The organism is Flavobacterium cerinum, assembly GCF_024496085.1.
Classification (GTDB): domain Bacteria; phylum Bacteroidota; class Bacteroidia; order Flavobacteriales; family Flavobacteriaceae; genus Flavobacterium; species Flavobacterium cerinum_A.
Window position 1 is genome coordinate 538806 of sequence record NZ_CP101751.1, and the last position, 15920, is coordinate 554725.

Here is a 15920-nt window from a genome sequence, read left to right on the forward strand (position 1 = left end):
ACAAGACCTTCAAAACCAAAATAAAAATTAGCACTAAAAACCTACTTATCAGTACACTTACAGGTAGTTTTACCTAAAAAAAAGAAACCGTAATTCTACGTTAAAATTTAGCTGTCAAACTCCGGAACTTTGTTATCCTAATCTCAAATCTATATCATTATGGAATCAAAATCTGGTTTATTCATCGTTTCGTACAAGATTGCATCTCCTAACTTAGGAGCTCCGACTTTCGAAGTACATTTTGCTGTTAACACACCTGCTAAAACCGTTTCAGGAAAAGGAATTGTACACAATGCTACAGTAAATCCTCCTTTTACTTTATATACGGATTTACGTGGTGATTATACTTATATGACTGTTATGCCTAACAACTCTCATATATTAGTAGTAGCTGAAGGATATCCGAACATTAAATTCCCGCCTCATGCAGGAATCGGACCGGTTATCTTACCTAATACTAAATTAAGAATGGTGTTAGAGTCGGATTGGCAATCAGGAAAAGCAAATTATTCTTATACAGACGATAAAGGGAACTGGCATGATGTTAATGATGCTATCGTTACAATTATCAAAGTAGGAGAATTAGCCGCCAGCAATTAATATCTTACCGCAACAAAAAGAAAAAGGCTGTCTCTCAAAAGGAGACAGCCTCTTTCTTTATAAACAGAAAAACCTGTCGGGTCTTGAAGACCCGACAGGTTTTATACTTTTTGCTAATATTCTATTTTTCCGATATGTCGCATCACGCGAACAATCTTATCTTTTCGTCTGTTGATATAAGCCGATGAATTAGTTGCTTTGAATCTTCTTGGGCTTGGTAATATCGCAGCAATTCCCGCTGCTTCATATTTAGACAGGTTTTTAGCACTCTTTCCATACCAGTATTCTGATGCCGCCTGAGCTCCGTAAATCCCATCACCCATTTCAATGCTATTCAGATACACTTCCATAATCCGTTCTTTTCCCCAGATCAATTCGATCAGTACCGTAAAATACGCTTCCAATCCTTTACGAAGGTAACTTCTTCCCTGCCACAGGAAAACGTTTTTAGCCGTTTGCTGAGAAATCGTACTTCCGCCTTTTAGTTTTCGGCCTTTCTGGTTACTGCTAAAAGCTTTTTGCATGGCCCCGAAATCAAAACCATTATGCGACAAAAACGTACCGTCTTCACTGGCAATAACTGCTTTTTGCAGATTTTCCGAGATATCTTCCAGCGGAACCCAGTCGTGTTTACAAACTGCCTCTTTTCCGCCTTGTTTATGTTCCATCCCACGTATTGCCATTAAAGGGGTAAACGGAACCGGAACGAATTTAAAAAGAATTACAAAAAATAAGGAAATTGCAAAAAACCAAAGAAAGGCTTTGACACAAAAGCGAATGACTTTTTTGCCAAAGCTTCTGTTTTCTTCTTTCGGTTTTGCTTTCGTATTTGTTTTTGATGTTTTTTTTACTGCCATTATTCTAATAAATCTGCTAATTCCTGACCGATCAGACCACCGATTGCTACGCCCATTCCGCCCAAACGGACACCACAAAACACATTTTGAGAAAGCGATTCTACAATGGGTTTTTTATGGGTTCCCATTCCCATTATTCCGCTCCAACGATGTGCAATCTGAAAATCCTGATTCGGCAAAATTACATTTTTTAACAATTCTTCCAAGCGGTTTTGAATCGTTTCGGTAACTCCGAAAGTTGCTGTAGTTTCTCCTTCAAAATCAAGGTTTCTTCCGCCACCGAATAAAATTCGGTCACCGATATTACGAAAATAGTAATAACCGCTGTCGATATGAAACGTTCCTTTTATATCCAGATTGGGAATCGGTTCCGTAATCAAAACCTGTGCACGAGCCGGACGAACCGCTCCATCGGTAATTTTACCGGCAAAACCATTCGTTGCAAAAAACAGCTTTCCGGTTGTAAAAACGAAATCATTGGTATGCACTTCAACTTGATTTCCTTTATCGATATAACCGGAAACCGTCTGGTAATTTAAGATTTGTATGTCGTTGGTTATCGCTTCTTTTAATAACGCCTGCATCATATTTCCGGTATCGATCTGTCCTTCAAACGGATTAAAAATCAGATAGTCCCGAATCCCTTTAAAGTCGAAACGATCTACTTCTTTTGTAAACACATCGGCTTTAAAAAGCGGTTTCAGAACTTCATTAACAAACGGCATCTTCTGCAAACATTCGGCATACGATGCTTCATCGTCATTCAGAAATAATTCATAACCGCCATACGGGCGAAAATCAATTGTTTGATCACCTAATCGTTTACGCAACAATTGTAATCCTTTCCAACGTTTTTCGATAAGTTGTACGACTTCGTCTTCGGTATGATTTTTTAAATCGTCTATAATCTCAGACAAACTTCCAAAACAGGCAAAACCGGCGTTTTTAGTACTGGCTCCTTGTGGCAGCGGCCCTTTTTCGAGTACGACAATTTTGCTTCCCGGAAATCGTTCGCGCAATCGCAAAGCTGTATGAAGTCCTACAATGCCACTTCCTACGACCGTATAGTCGACATTAGAAAACCAATTCTTAATTTCCCAGTAACTAAGACTAAGCATTAGCTTCTTCTTTCTTTAATTTTATTTTTCAGGTAATTGATCACCAATGGTGACGTTGAAAGAATAATAATAGCAATTACGATATATTCGATGTTTGCTTTTAGGTCCATATTGTGGTTATCCAACAGATAACGGTATAAGTAATGTCCGGAGAAAATCAGTGTAAATGACCATAAGAAAGAACTTACGATATTAAAAAACATGAATTTCTTTTTTTCCATTTGAACAATTCCGGCTACAATAGGAGCAAATGTTCTTAAAATTGGTAGAAAACGCGCAAAAATGATCGCTCTTCCTCCGTGTTTTTCAAAAAACAAACGGGATTGGATCAGGTATTTTTTCTTAAACCAGAAATTATCTTCTTTAGCATATAGAAAGTGTCCGCTTTTAGCGCCGAACCAGTAACCGAATATATTTCCGATGATTCCGGAAACAGCAACAAGAGTGGCCAACAAGGCTACATTAGCAAAATCACCTTTAACGAATACCAGTTCACGCATTAGCACTTCACTGTAGATTCCGGAAAGAAATAATAAACTGTCTCCCGGTAAAAAGAAACCTGCAAATAAACCGGTTTCTGCAAAAACGATAAACAATACTACATAAATTCCGATATGGTGTCCGCCGATTTCCAAGTTAATATAAAACTCAGGATTCAACAATTGTGTCCACTTAAAGCTTTCCATAATTTTTGGGTCAATTATAAATATTAATTAGTTAGTTAGTTTCATTCGCTGTTTCCCATTTGTCTACGGCTGTAGTTGCCAAAGCATTTCCAAGAACGTTGGTCATACTTCGTGCCATATCACAAAAATGGTCAATCGGTAATATCAATGCTATTCCTTCCGGCGGAATACCGAACATTGCACAAGTTGCTACTACTACAATCAATGATGCTCGCGGTACTCCGGCCACACCTTTACTGGTTAACATCAGTACCAACAACATTGTTAGTTGCTTTTCAACCGGCATATCGATTCCGTATACCTGTGCAATAAAGATACTGGCAAAGGTCATATACATCATACTACCATCCAGATTGAACGAATATCCTAACGGTAATGTAAACGACACGATACGGTTTTGGCATCCGAAACGTTCCAGTTCTTCAACCAGTTTCGGGAAAACCGCTTCGCTACTGGTTGTTGAGAAAGCGATAAGAAGCGGGCTTTTAATACGTTTCAGTAATTCCCACAAACGTTTTCCTAAAATCAGATAACCGGCCGTTAACAATACTACCCATAATAATGCTATTCCTATAGTGAAATCCAACAGATATTTAGCATATAATCCGAAGATATCGAATCCGTAAACCGATACTGCAGCAGCCACCGCACCGAATACTCCAAGCGGAGCTGTCCACATAATATAAGTAACCATTTTCAAAATCACATGTGAAACGACATCCAACATTTTGATAATGCCTTTAGCTGCTTCTCCAAGTGAAGCCAATGCTATACCGAACATAACCGAGAAAATTACAATCTGTAAAATCTCATTCGTCGCCATTGCTTCAAAAATACTTTTCGGGACTACGTGTTTTACAAATTCTTCCAGTGAGAAGGCCTGTGTTTTTTCCAGAAGCTCACCGGCCGAAGAGGCATCTTCCATTTTAATTGGCGTTCCTTTACCCGGTTGTAACCAGTTTACCAACAGCATCCCTAGTAATAATGACATCAGGGAAGCCGAAATAAACCATCCCATTGCTTTTGCTCCTACTCGTCCTACCATTTTCATATCGCCCATTTTCGCAATTCCTACAACAAGAGTTGAGAAAACCAACGGCGCAATAATCATTTGAACCAGGCGGATAAAAATAGTTCCCAGTAGTTTTATCTTTTCAGCAAACGAATCAATATTATCAATAGAGGTAACCGATTCATTAACCGACTTATGTGTTTTTTGAATTTTTAAAGTCTCATTTGTTTTAAACACCTCCGGTACTACACTGACTTTCTTCTTTTCCTTTGCTACGACTATCATTACATCAGCCGGTAATGTTTTATGCAAAGCATTATATTCCAGACTGTCTTTAATAACAAAAACTTTTTGATGATGCGTTACGCCATCATTGGTTTCAAAAATCAGCTCATCGGCTCCTTCTTTCGATGGTGTATATCGGAGCGTATTTCCTTTTCCTAATGAATTGACCAAATACCCGAGGAACACCCCTAACACCAATGCTGCGATAATTGCAATAAATAGTTTGTTGTTACTTTTCACGTACATTATAATTTTAGTCCGTGAAAATAGTTATATTTTTCCAAACTGCCTGTTCCTATTTTCATAAAAAGCGAATTTAATACCCGCTTACGCTCCTTTTTCTTCTTCGAATTTACCAAAACTACCGGCAATTTATTTTAAGGCTATAAAAAGATAAGATTAAGATAAGGTTCACTTATGTCTCATTTTAATTATTCATAAGATAAAATGTTAAAATACATTTGTTATCTTATAAATTTAACCAAATCAACTCACAACTTATGAAGCGTAAATTACTTTCAATTGCTATATTAGCAATAACAAGTGTTTCTTTTGCCCAAAACGGGAACACCTTCTGGAAAGTGTCTTCATCCAAAAGTAACACAGCTACTTTTGAAAAGAGAGCACCACTTCCTACTAAAAACCTGTTTAATCTGGATTTGAACGGACTTAAAACTGCACTGCTACAGGCTCCGGACCGATCGCAAACCTATGCCAAGTCGAGCATTATTATTGCTTTCCCGAATGCCGATGGTGAATTAGAACGGTTCCGAATGACGGAAGCTTCTGTTATGGAACCGGGATTAGCCGCTCGTTATCCGGAAATAAAATCATATGTAGGACAAGGTGTTGATGATCCTTCAGCCATTATCCGCGTTAGTGTTTCTCCACTGGGTGTACAAACCATGCGAACGGCTGCCGATAAACAAACGGTTTTTATCGAGCCTTATACGACCGATTTAAAGACATATTCCATTTATAAACGTTCCGATAAAATGGCGGGCTTTACAAAATTCGAATGTGAAGTACTGGATCATGCCATTTCCAAAGTAAGTAATACAGGAGAAGCGCTTCGTCCGAATGCCGATGACAGTACATTGCGTACCTACCGTCTGGCTATGTCGGTAACCGGAGAATACACCAGTTATCACGGCGGAACCAAAGCATTGGCACTAGCTGCTATCAACAATACCATGACACGTGTAAACGGTGTTTTTGAAATGGATTTCGGTGTACGTATGGTATTAATTTCCAATACAGATGCGGTTATTTACACCAATGCCGGTACCGATCCTTACGGTAGTACGGATGCCAATTATAACTCCGAGTTACAATCTACTTTAACCAGCGTTATCGGATCGGCCAATTATGATGTAGGCCACCTGATGTCAGCTATCGGGAACAACGGAAATGCAGGTTGTATCGGTTGCGTTTGTAAAACGAACAAAGGAAGTGGTTTTACAACCAGTACCGTTCCTACAGGCGACAATTTCGATATTGATTTCGTAGCTCATGAGATGGGACATCAATTTGGTGCCAACCATACTTTTACTTTTAGCAACGAAGGAACCGGCGTACAAAACGAACCGGGAAGCGGTACTACGATAATGGGCTATGCCGGTATTACAGGAGCAACGGATGTACAAGCACACAGTGATCCGTTTTTTCACGCTGTAAGTATCGAACAAGTAACCAATTACATAAAAACCACAACTTGTCAGACCAATACCGCTACCGGAAATTCCGTTCCTACAGCAAATGCCGGAGCAGACTATACTATTCCGAAAGGCACTCCTTTTATGTTAACCGGTAGTGCCACCGATGCTAACGGAGATGCCTTAACCTATTGTTGGGAACAAATGAACTCCGGAACCTCATCTACTACTTATCCTAGTGTTACAGCTACTTCCGGACCTGCGTTTAAATCGTTTATTCCAACCACTTCTGCTATACGTTATTTCCCTCAAATGTCGACTATTAAAACAGGAGCCACTTCCTGGAAATGGGAAGCCGTACCTAATGTAGCCCGTACTATGAATTTCCGTCTGACGGTACGCGACAACAGAGCCGGAGGACCAGCCAATAATAGTGACGACATGGTTGTATCTGTTAATGCTACAGCCGGTCCGTTTACAGTAAGCGCACCTAATACAGCCGTTTCCTGGGCCGCCGGATCAACACAAACCGTAACCTGGAATGTAGCCGGAACAACTGCTAACGGTGTAAACGCTGCGAATGTCGATATCTTATTATCAACCGACGGCGGAAATACGTATCCGATTACTATTCTGTCCGGAACACCAAATGACGGAACGCAAACGATTACTGTACCGAATAATCCCGGAACTCAAAACCGAATCATGGTAAAAGGATCCAATCATATTTTCTTTGACATTTCAAATGTAAACTTTACCATTACCGGAGGAACCGGAGGCGATATTGAAGCGCCGACAGCACCAACCAGTTTAGCCGCTTCAGGAACAACACAAACAACAACCAACCTATCCTGGACTGCATCAACCGACAACGTAGGTGTAACCGGTTATGATGTATACCGCGGTACAACATTATTAGGAACGGTAACAACAACGACCTATAATGTAACCGGATTAACAGCTAATACCACTTATACATTCTCGGTTAAAGCAAAAGATGCGGCCGGTAATATTTCAGCCGAAAGCAATATTGTTTCTGTAACAACACTACCGGCGACTGCCAGTTATTGTACATCCAAAGGGAATAGTGTTGCCGATGAATATATCGGACGTGTACAACTTGGCACCATCAACAATGCTTCTACAGGCGGAACCGGATATTCTGATTTCACCAGTATCTCTACAAATCTGAACAAAGGAACTGCCTACACTATTACAGTAACGCCAACCTGGACCGGAAGTACCTATTCTGAAGGTTTTGCGGTATGGATTGACTATAACGGTGATAAGGATTTTGACGATGCAGGTGAATTAGTATGGAGCAGAACGGCTTCTACCACTACACCGGCAACCGGAACCTTTACCGTTCCGGCAACTGCAATCACCGGAGCAACAAGAATGCGTGTTTCCATGAAATACAACGGAGTACCGACAGCATGCGAGGCTTTCTCTTATGGTGAAGTAGAAGATTATACTGTAAACCTGCAAACCGGCGGAACAACTCCGGTTACCTATTGTACTTCTAAAGGAAACAGCGTTGCCGATGAATACATCGGACGCGTTCAACTTGGCACCATCAACAATGCCTCTACAGGCGGAACCGGGTATTCTGATTTTACCAGTATCAATACGAATCTGGTAAAAGGATCTTCCAACACTATAACCGTAACACCAACGTGGACCGGAACGGCTTATTCAGAAGGTTTTGCCGTTTGGATTGATTACAATCAGGATGGCGATTTTGCCGATACCGGCGAATTAGTATGGAGCAGAGCTGCTTCTACCGCAACACCGGCCAGCGGTTCTTTTACCGTACCGACAACAGCTTTGAACGGCGCTACCAGAATGCGTGTTTCCATGAAATACAACGGTGTCCCAACATCTTGTGAAGCCTTCTCCTATGGCGAAGTAGAAGACTATACCGTAACAATCACTTCTTCAGCAAGGGAAGAAAACTACAGTCGTAATACGAACACAACTGAAATACAGTTATATCCGAATCCGACAAGCGATATTCTAAACATTACCAATGTTTCCGAAAAAGCTACCTTCCGAATTTTTAATTTATTAGGACAGGAAGTACAAAGCGGACGTATCAACAATAACTCGGTAAATGTTACCAATATCACAACCGGCAATTATATCCTTGAAATCAATGATAACGATACGGTTAGCAGCAAACGTTTTATCAAACGATAATCGCTTTGCGTTAGCCCTTAATTAATCCTTCGAAAGCGACCCGGTTACCGGGTCGCTTTTTCATTTTTGCATTATCCGTCTAATCCCAATAAAATGCTTACTTTTAAGCTTTCTTTTTTAAAATTAATTCACGAATGAAAAAACTACTTATTTTAACCCTGGGTATGATGGGACTGACAAGCACAGCACAAGAAACCCTGAATCCGGATATTCTCTGGAAACTGGGACGTCTTTCCCCTATCGGGATTTCTAAAGACGGGAAGAATATTGTTTACAAAGTAGCGACACCTTCCATTGACGAAAACAAGCTTAACTCTAAATACTATACGATTCCGGTAAACGGTGGTATTCCTACCGAAGTTCCGGACGTTAAAGGTTTGGTTGCCGATAAAAATCTTTCGCCTGACGGAAAATATATTTTGTCGCATAAAGAGGTAAAAGTAGCCAAGGTATTAGGAAAAGATTTTTATCCGGAATTAAAAAAAGCGGAAGCTCAGATTTATGACGGGTTAGATTACCGTCATTGGGACACCTGGAATGACGGAACACACAATCACGTTTTTTATGCTGAAAACACCGATAAAGCACGTGCTATCGATATCATGAAAGACGAACCGTACGATTCACCGCAAAAACCATTTGGCGCCGATGAGGATTACATCTGGTCAAAAGACGGTTCCAAAATTATATATGTTTCCAAAAAGAAAGCCGGTACCGCATACGCTATCAGTACCAATACGGATTTATACGAATATGATCTTGCGACTAAAACGACACGTAATCTGACCGAAAACAATCCGGGATATGATACGCATCCTTCTTTATCTCCTAATGGTGACTTAACCTGGTTGCAAATGAAACGTGACGGTTATGAGGCCGACAAAAACGACATCATTGTAAACCACAAAGGAATCAACATCAACCTTACCGGCGGATGGGACGGAACAGTAGACGGTTTTAAATGGAGTGCCGACGGTAAAAAAGTGTATTTTATTGCCGCTGTGGACGGAACCCGACAATTATTTGAAGTAAACTTCCCGGGATTAACCAAAATTGCCGTACGCGTTAACCAGATCACCAATGGTGATTTCGACGTTACCGAATTAATCGGTATTAATGGTAATAACGCTATTGTAGCGCGTACAGATATGAATCATGCTCCGGAAATTTATGCTTATGATCTTAAGAAAAAAAGCTGGAAACAACTTACAACCGTAAACAACGAAAGTTATGGCAAACTGGCATTAAGCAAAACGGAAAGACGCTATGTTACTACTACTGACGGTAAAAAGATGTTAGTATGGGTGATTCTTCCGCCTAACTTCGACAAAACGAAAAAATATCCTACCTTATTATATTGTCAGGGCGGACCACAATCTGCTTTAACACAAAGTTATTCCTTCCGTTGGAATTTCTCATTAATGGCTTCACAGGGTTATATTATTGTAGCACCTAACCGTCGCGGTATGCCGGGTCATGGTGTTCAATGGAATGAAGCAATCAGTAAAGACTGGGGCGGACAAGTAATGGACGATTACCTTTCAGCTATTGATGACGTTGCCAAAGAATCATATGTAGACAAATCCCGTCTAGGTGCTGTAGGTGCCAGTTACGGTGGTTATTCTGTATTTTATTTAGCGGGTATCCATAAAAATCGTTTTAAAACTTTTATTTCACACTGTGGTGTTTACAATCTTGAAAGTATGTACGGCACTACCGAAGAAGTATTCTTTAATAACTGGGATCATGGCGGAGCGTATTGGGAAACCGATAATGCCGTAGCTCAAAAAGCATACAACCAATTTAACCCTATAAAACTGGTGAACAACTGGAATACTCCGATTCTGGTTATTCAGGGCGGAAAAGATTACCGTGTACCAATCGGACAAGGACAAGAAGCTTTTCAAGCCGCACAACTAAAAGGTATTAAAAGCCGTTTTATGCTTTTCCCTGAAGAAAATCACTGGGTGACAAAACCACAGAACGCCCTGGTATGGCAGCGTGAATTTTTTAAATGGTTAAAAGAAACCTTATAATAACAGAACCGAAGCAAATGCTTCGGTTTTTTTATTTCATCCTATCCGGTTTTGAAGCGCAGCATCGTTAAAATAAAATAATATCGTTTGCATTTTCTACAGCAAAAAATACCCGAATATAGATTATATATTATATTTCACCTCAATATTACCTAGTTAGCACAATACCTATTTTATTTTTTATATATTTATAATTCAAATTCCCTCAGATTCTTTCGAATCATCCCCCATTTATTTCAATTCTGGTTTTAAAACCGGAAAGATCATCTCCCCAAAAGTGTTTACAACTTTCCTTTAAGTTGCGAACAGTCGTTTATATGCCTTATTATTAATTTAATTTCAATATTATGAGATCATGTTCTGAATCCGGTTTTACATCTAAAGTAATAAATGCAGAAAAACTGCTGACGTTATTAGAGCAAACCGCTCTTCCATCTGAATTCAACCCGACTATTAACGAATTAAAAACAGCAATCGCTACTATTAAAAAACAAAATGCTGTTATCATCCTTAAAAAACAACACTATTCTCAGACTGTGGAAGATTTAAAGCAATTGTTTGTCTCAAAAGATAATGCAATCCGCAAACGGCTTTCCCTAATCGGAGCTTACGTTAAAACTCATTATGGAAAAACATCTAAGGAAGCCATTCAGGTTTCCGATTATATATCCGAAATACGAGGCTCTAACAGAGTTCATAACGTTGGGAACAGCAGTGTCAAAAACAATATCAACCAATCGTACCTATCTTACACCTCTCAAATCCGTTTATTTTCCGAACTCATTCAGTATCTTAAAAGTCTGGATAAAACGTATACACCGTCGAACAAAAATCTTACGGTAGCTGCACTACTTTCGATACAGGAAAAAGCGACGTATGTTAATGATGCTGTAATTGTAACGTATACTGAGCTCCTGCAAATTAAAAATACCCGAAAAGAAACCTGCACTCGATTAACTCAACTCGCACAGGAAATCAAATCGCATATTAAAAAGACGGATTATAATCAACTTCCCGAATTCCGTCATCTGCGAAGTTTTAAAATATAAGCTGAAACTTTTCAGCAATTCCCCCTATTTTATTCTACTAAATCCCGTTTTTGACTGTCAGTATATCCATTGAACATTCACTACAAAACACCTGTCGTAAGAAAATCCTTTTCACAAAGGTTATTAAAAGCATAAATATGTGTTAAAATTTGGTTTCCCGTGTAACAAGATCCTAATTTCGGACTCAAATTAATGAAATCAAAAAAATTAAATTATGTACAATTTTTCTATTAAACCGGTTGTATTGGCTTCTGCCTTATTGATGGGTTTAAGTTCAGGATTCGCACAGGACAACTTAGTAAATGCTTTAAAGAATAATGCGAGTTCTAACAGTAAAGAGTCTTTTAAATTTACCGATGTTATTAACCTGGAAAACACTTCTATTAAAAACCAGGGGTCTTCAGGAACGTGTTGGAGTTATTCTGCCAACTCTTTTATTGAGTCGGAAATGATCCGAATGGGCAAACAACCTGTTGAATTATCTCAGATTTTCTCTGCTCGTAATGCTTATGTAGAAAAAGGAAAAATGTATGTACGTATGCATGGTGCCGTTACATTAGGTGACGGTGGTGCTTTCCACGATGTAATGAATATGTACCGTAAATATGGTGCTGTTCCGCAAAGTGTTTACACCGGATTACAATACGGAACAGATAAAAATAAATTTGCCGAAATGAGCGGTATTATGGAAGGTGTATTACAGGCTGTTGTTAAAAATCCAAACGGAGAATTAACACCAAACTGGGAAAAAGCGTATACTGCTGTAATCGACTCTTATCTTGGGCAAGTACCTGCTTCATTTGACTATAAAGGAAAAAAATATACTCCGCAATCGTTTGCTAAAGAAGTAGTAGGAATTAATGCGGATGATTATGTAGAAATTTCTTCATTACAGGAATATCCTTACTACTCTAAATTTACTTTATTAGTACCGGATAACTGGGCTTTCGATCAGGTTTACAACGTAAAAATGGATGAATTAACGGAAATCGTTGATAATGCTATCAAAAAAGGATATACTGTAGCATGGGCCGGTGATGTAAGCGAAAAAGGATTTAGCTGGAAAAACGGTGTTGCTTTTATTCCAGAAAAAAACTTTGCAGACATGACTCCGGAAGAAAAAGCGGATATGTTTAACGGTCCGAAACCGGAAATGAAAATCACAGAAGAACTACGTCAGAAAGCTTTTGACAATTATACCACTACTGATGATCACGGAATGCACATCGTTGGAATCTCCAAAGACCAAAACGGTAAAGAATATTATATCGTGAAAAACTCATGGGGTGTTACAAACGACTACAAAGGGTATTTATATATGACTAAAGACTTTGTAAAATACAAAACTACCGATATCATGGTTCACAAAGGAGCTATTCCATCGGCGATTGCAAAAAAGCTAAAATTATAATTTACAATATCATCATCAATCAAAATCAAATCCCGGGCTTCCGGGATTTTTTTTATATACTATTTATCTAAAAATCCAGTTATATTTATAAAAACTGATGATAATATGACGATAAAGAAGTATCTGCTGAATTTTCTTTTTATTTATTTTATTTTTCACTTATTCAGCTTTCTTTTTGCCCTGATCTTAAATCCTTTGATTTACTGGTCAGCCAGTGCGCTGTTTCATATCGAATATTCTTTCGATGCCAGCGGATTTGGCAGCGGAGACAACACCTATAAGTATCTTGAAACATTTTGGCATTTGTGTCTAAGTCTTATTTTGGCAATACCAGTCAGCATGCAAATTCGTCAAATCACAGTCAAAAACAGCTATGCTATTCTACGCTACCTTTTTGAGGTTACTTTGCGATTATATCTTGTCTTTTTTATGCTTATTTACGGATTCAGTAAAGTGTTTCCGTTCCAGTTTCCGCCACTGCATTACTTTCGTTTAGCTCAGCCTTACGGTGAATCTTCCCCGATGGGACTTGCGTGGACCTTTATGCAATATTCTCCTTATTACACCGCTTTTACAGGACTTGCGGAAGTTACAGGCGGTTTGTTATTATTAAATCGGAAAACCGTTACATTAGGAGCCGTAATACTTACCGGTGTTACTTCCAACATTGTTATGATGAATTTCTGTTATGACATTCCGGTTAAACTCAGCTCAATGCACATGCTTTTGGCCGCTTTAATTTTATTGTATTTTGATCGTACCCGACTGCTTTATTTCTTTATTCAGGACAAAGCTGTTCCGAAAAAAGGAAGTGAAATTTATCTGGGCGACGCTCGTTCCGAAAAAATATTACATTATATTAAAACCGGCTTCAAACTAGTATTGTCGGTAGGCATATTTACCGCATTCTCAATTGCTTATCTAAAAATGCAAAATCAAGACAAAAAAGAGCCGGTTCTCTATGGTTGCTACGAAGTAGTTCCGTCTGAAAAACCATCCAAATATCTTCATTTTGTTTTTGAAACATATGATGGTGCCGGTATTCGCTATACCGATAACACGGAAATTAAATTCACTTCTACCATCGACACCATGACCCGAAACATAATACTCCGCGAAATTACGGATGACTCCAAATCGACTGGTAAAACAGAACATTTCCGCTATGAAAAAACAAAAAACGGATTACTTCTATATACAAAAGATTCATTGGAGATTGACTTAAAACGAAAAACCAAAGAAGACTTCTTACTTACCAATCGTGGATTTCACTGGATTAACGAAACACCTTTTAACCGTTAGAAACAAAAAACCTCACTATAAAGTGAGGTTTTTTTACTTAAAAATGAAAATTTAGCTGAATATAACCCAACTTCCCGAAGCCGGATTCCGACCAGGTTGTTGTTTTCTTTTCTAAAAATGTTGCATTGTCTACAACGATATTATATTTAAAATACAATGCCGGTTCTATTGATATGGAAAAATTATCCACAACATTAAACTGAATCCCCAAAAACGGGGCTATTCCAACGGCATAATTATCTTTATTTACATTTTTAAAATTCGAGTAGCTGCTCATTAAATCGGCTCCAAAATAGAACGTCCAAAGTTTATTTCGGCGAAACACTTTGTCAGCGCCCAACTTTAATCCAATCTCCGTAAACCCGCCTTCACTATCATCTTTTTCATAACTTCCTCCGGCCCGCAATGCATATTTTTTATTTAGAGCATAACGGTATTCCAGATTGTATGCATTTTTATCCGATGAAAACGCCGAGTTAATAAAATTAGAAATGCCTATTCCTAAACGGCTTCGAAATAGTATTGTATCGGTTGTTTTTTGAATTTCATTTTGCGAAAAGCAACCTAAAGAACTCAGTAATACTATAAATAGTATTTTATTTTTTACAGACATTACAGGTAATTTGCAAAGATACTTCTGATTTTAGTTTCGAAGTCGGCTACATACACATCTACATTTTCTCTTGAACCGTCAGAATACACAATGTAAAACTTAGACACTCCATTCACTTCATCATAAATCAGGTTTCCGATTTTGAAGTTATTATAATACACTTCTGCATTCGTATTGTTATTAATCTGAGCCGGTGTCGGATTGTCATAAGCTGTAATTGCCTCTACATTGGCTGCATAAACGATTTTCAGATTACCAACCGCTACATTTCCGTTTACGGTTTTAACATCGCTTACTGATGTAATGTTACCATAATCAGAATGCTTTAATTTCACATTCGTTACAATGGCATTGGTACATCCCTGTGGCGTAGCAGAGTTATAGGTCAACTGGAAATCAACAGCAGAGTTTCTTCTCCATGAAAAATTATGCGTATACGGAGCGGTATAGATAACCACATCAGCATTAGTCGGCATACTGAAATTTGTATTAACATCAAATGTTATATTAGACGCATTCAATGAGAAAACAAGATTATTATTTCGTTTTAGTGTCAGATTAACCTGAGTTGGTAACCAATACGTCTCCGAAGTATATGATACCGATGTATCGTTATATGAATTTAAGCTAAACTCAGCATCATTTTCTGTTTGATTCTGACGTGACGGGAACTTCAATGTAACAATATTTGAAGACGATTGTTTTGTCCAGTTTTGCGATGTAGGATTCCATACATATACACCGGCACGGTTAGCAAATTGCAGTTTATTATTGATAAACACTTTACCGTATTGCGCTTCAAATTTATTGGAAATACTTTTGATCCAGGAGTCGTTATATTCCTGGTTTCCGGAGTTGAATAGTGAATATAGCAAGAAATTCGACAATTCTCCGTCATCCAACGTATTCAGACAGTTATAAAAGCTGTCAAATGTATTTGAAATATTTTGCTTATCCTCAGCAACAGTTGTCGGAGAAGATGATGAATCCGATGATGATTCGGACGAACAGGAATAAAGAATGGTAGCGAACACTGCCAATCCTAAAAGTAATTTTTTAAATTTCATAAGGTTTGTTTTGTCGCTCAAATATATAAT

Annotated in this window: 12 protein-coding genes; 6 read left to right on the plus strand and 6 right to left on the minus strand. The window is 38.5% G+C overall.

The window, feature by feature from the left end:
• Window positions 1-159 precede the first annotated feature (159 nt).
• Window positions 160-600, plus strand: coding sequence for a DUF1842 domain-containing protein (locus NOX80_RS02415; RefSeq protein ID WP_256551746.1), 441 nt, complete (start codon window positions 160-162; stop codon window positions 598-600).
• Between the two features lie 113 nt (window positions 601-713).
• On the opposite strand, the gene mtgA is transcribed toward NOX80_RS02415, so the two are convergent.
• Genes mtgA through NOX80_RS02435 form a run of 4 tightly spaced genes read right to left on the minus strand, consistent with a single transcriptional unit; the run spans window position 714 to window position 4798 of the window.
• The gene (gene mtgA / locus NOX80_RS02420; protein WP_256551747.1) at window positions 714-1457 is read right to left on the minus strand and encodes a monofunctional biosynthetic peptidoglycan transglycosylase; all 744 of its coding nucleotides are present in this window, start codon (window positions 1455-1457) and stop codon (window positions 714-716) included.
• Complete coding sequence (locus NOX80_RS02425; RefSeq protein ID WP_256551748.1) at window positions 1457-2575, minus strand: NAD(P)/FAD-dependent oxidoreductase; 1119 nt, start codon at window positions 2573-2575, stop codon at window positions 1457-1459. Before NOX80_RS02425 ends, mtgA begins: the two co-directional genes overlap by 1 nt.
• Window positions 2575-3261: a DedA family protein gene (locus NOX80_RS02430; RefSeq protein WP_256551749.1), complete on the minus strand. Its 687-nt coding sequence runs from the start codon at window positions 3259-3261 to the stop codon at window positions 2575-2577. The genes NOX80_RS02425 and NOX80_RS02430 overlap by 1 nt, the downstream gene beginning before the upstream one ends.
• Before the next feature lie 31 nt (window positions 3262-3292).
• Window positions 3293-4798, minus strand: a complete 1506-nt coding sequence (locus NOX80_RS02435) for a dicarboxylate/amino acid:cation symporter (protein ID WP_256551750.1) — start codon at window positions 4796-4798, stop codon at window positions 3293-3295.
• 260 nt (window positions 4799-5058) lie between these two features.
• On the opposite strand from NOX80_RS02435, the gene NOX80_RS02440 reads away from it, so the two are divergent.
• The 5 genes from NOX80_RS02440 to NOX80_RS02460 all read left to right on the plus strand — a co-directional run bounded on the left by NOX80_RS02440 (window position 5059) and on the right by NOX80_RS02460 (window position 14210).
• The gene (locus tag NOX80_RS02440; protein ID WP_256551751.1) at window positions 5059-8412 is read left to right on the plus strand and encodes a GEVED domain-containing protein; all 3354 of its coding nucleotides are present in this window, start codon (window positions 5059-5061) and stop codon (window positions 8410-8412) included.
• A 134-nt stretch (window positions 8413-8546) separates the two neighbouring features.
• Window positions 8547-10448, plus strand: coding sequence for a S9 family peptidase (locus NOX80_RS02445; RefSeq protein WP_256551752.1), 1902 nt, complete (start codon window positions 8547-8549; stop codon window positions 10446-10448).
• A 347-nt stretch (window positions 10449-10795) separates the two neighbouring features.
• Window positions 10796-11497 (plus strand): hypothetical protein, encoded by a 702-nt coding sequence (locus NOX80_RS02450; RefSeq protein WP_256551753.1) that lies wholly within the window; start codon window positions 10796-10798, stop codon window positions 11495-11497.
• A 214-nt stretch (window positions 11498-11711) separates the two neighbouring features.
• Entirely contained in the window at window positions 11712-12908 is a 1197-nt protein-coding gene (locus tag NOX80_RS02455) for an aminopeptidase C (RefSeq protein WP_256551754.1), read from the plus strand.
• Between the two features lie 105 nt (window positions 12909-13013).
• A complete protein-coding gene (locus NOX80_RS02460) occupies window positions 13014-14210 on the plus strand; it encodes a hypothetical protein (protein WP_256551755.1) in 1197 nt (398 codons plus the stop codon).
• A gap of 37 nt (window positions 14211-14247) precedes the next feature.
• Here the strand turns inward: NOX80_RS02460 and NOX80_RS02465 are convergent, their stop codons facing one another.
• Both NOX80_RS02465 and NOX80_RS02470 read right to left on the minus strand, forming a co-directional pair.
• Window positions 14248-14823, minus strand: coding sequence for a DUF481 domain-containing protein (locus NOX80_RS02465; protein ID WP_256551756.1), 576 nt, complete (start codon window positions 14821-14823; stop codon window positions 14248-14250).
• The gene (locus NOX80_RS02470; protein ID WP_256551757.1) at window positions 14823-15890 is read right to left on the minus strand and encodes a hypothetical protein; all 1068 of its coding nucleotides are present in this window, start codon (window positions 15888-15890) and stop codon (window positions 14823-14825) included. Before NOX80_RS02470 ends, NOX80_RS02465 begins: the two co-directional genes overlap by 1 nt.
• Between the last annotated feature and the right edge of the window lie 30 nt (window positions 15891-15920).

Coding starts and splice junctions, on each gene's coding strand:
- NOX80_RS02415 (WP_256551746.1), top strand. CDS start 160: ATGGAATCAAAATCTGGTTTATTCATCGTTTCGTACAAGATTGCATCT.
- mtgA (WP_256551747.1), bottom strand. CDS start 1,457: ATGGCAGTAAAAAAAACATCAAAAACAAATACGAAAGCAAAACCGAAA.
- NOX80_RS02425 (WP_256551748.1), bottom strand. CDS start 2,575: ATGCTTAGTCTTAGTTACTGGGAAATTAAGAATTGGTTTTCTAATGTC.
- NOX80_RS02430 (WP_256551749.1), bottom strand. CDS start 3,261: ATGGAAAGCTTTAAGTGGACACAATTGTTGAATCCTGAGTTTTATATT.
- NOX80_RS02440 (WP_256551751.1), top strand. CDS start 5,059: ATGAAGCGTAAATTACTTTCAATTGCTATATTAGCAATAACAAGTGTT.
- NOX80_RS02445 (WP_256551752.1), top strand. CDS start 8,547: ATGAAAAAACTACTTATTTTAACCCTGGGTATGATGGGACTGACAAGC.
- NOX80_RS02450 (WP_256551753.1), top strand. CDS start 10,796: ATGAGATCATGTTCTGAATCCGGTTTTACATCTAAAGTAATAAATGCA.
- NOX80_RS02455 (WP_256551754.1), top strand. CDS start 11,712: ATGTACAATTTTTCTATTAAACCGGTTGTATTGGCTTCTGCCTTATTG.
- NOX80_RS02460 (WP_256551755.1), top strand. CDS start 13,014: ATGACGATAAAGAAGTATCTGCTGAATTTTCTTTTTATTTATTTTATT.
- NOX80_RS02465 (WP_256551756.1), bottom strand. CDS start 14,823: ATGTCTGTAAAAAATAAAATACTATTTATAGTATTACTGAGTTCTTTA.
- NOX80_RS02470 (WP_256551757.1), bottom strand. CDS start 15,890: ATGAAATTTAAAAAATTACTTTTAGGATTGGCAGTGTTCGCTACCATT.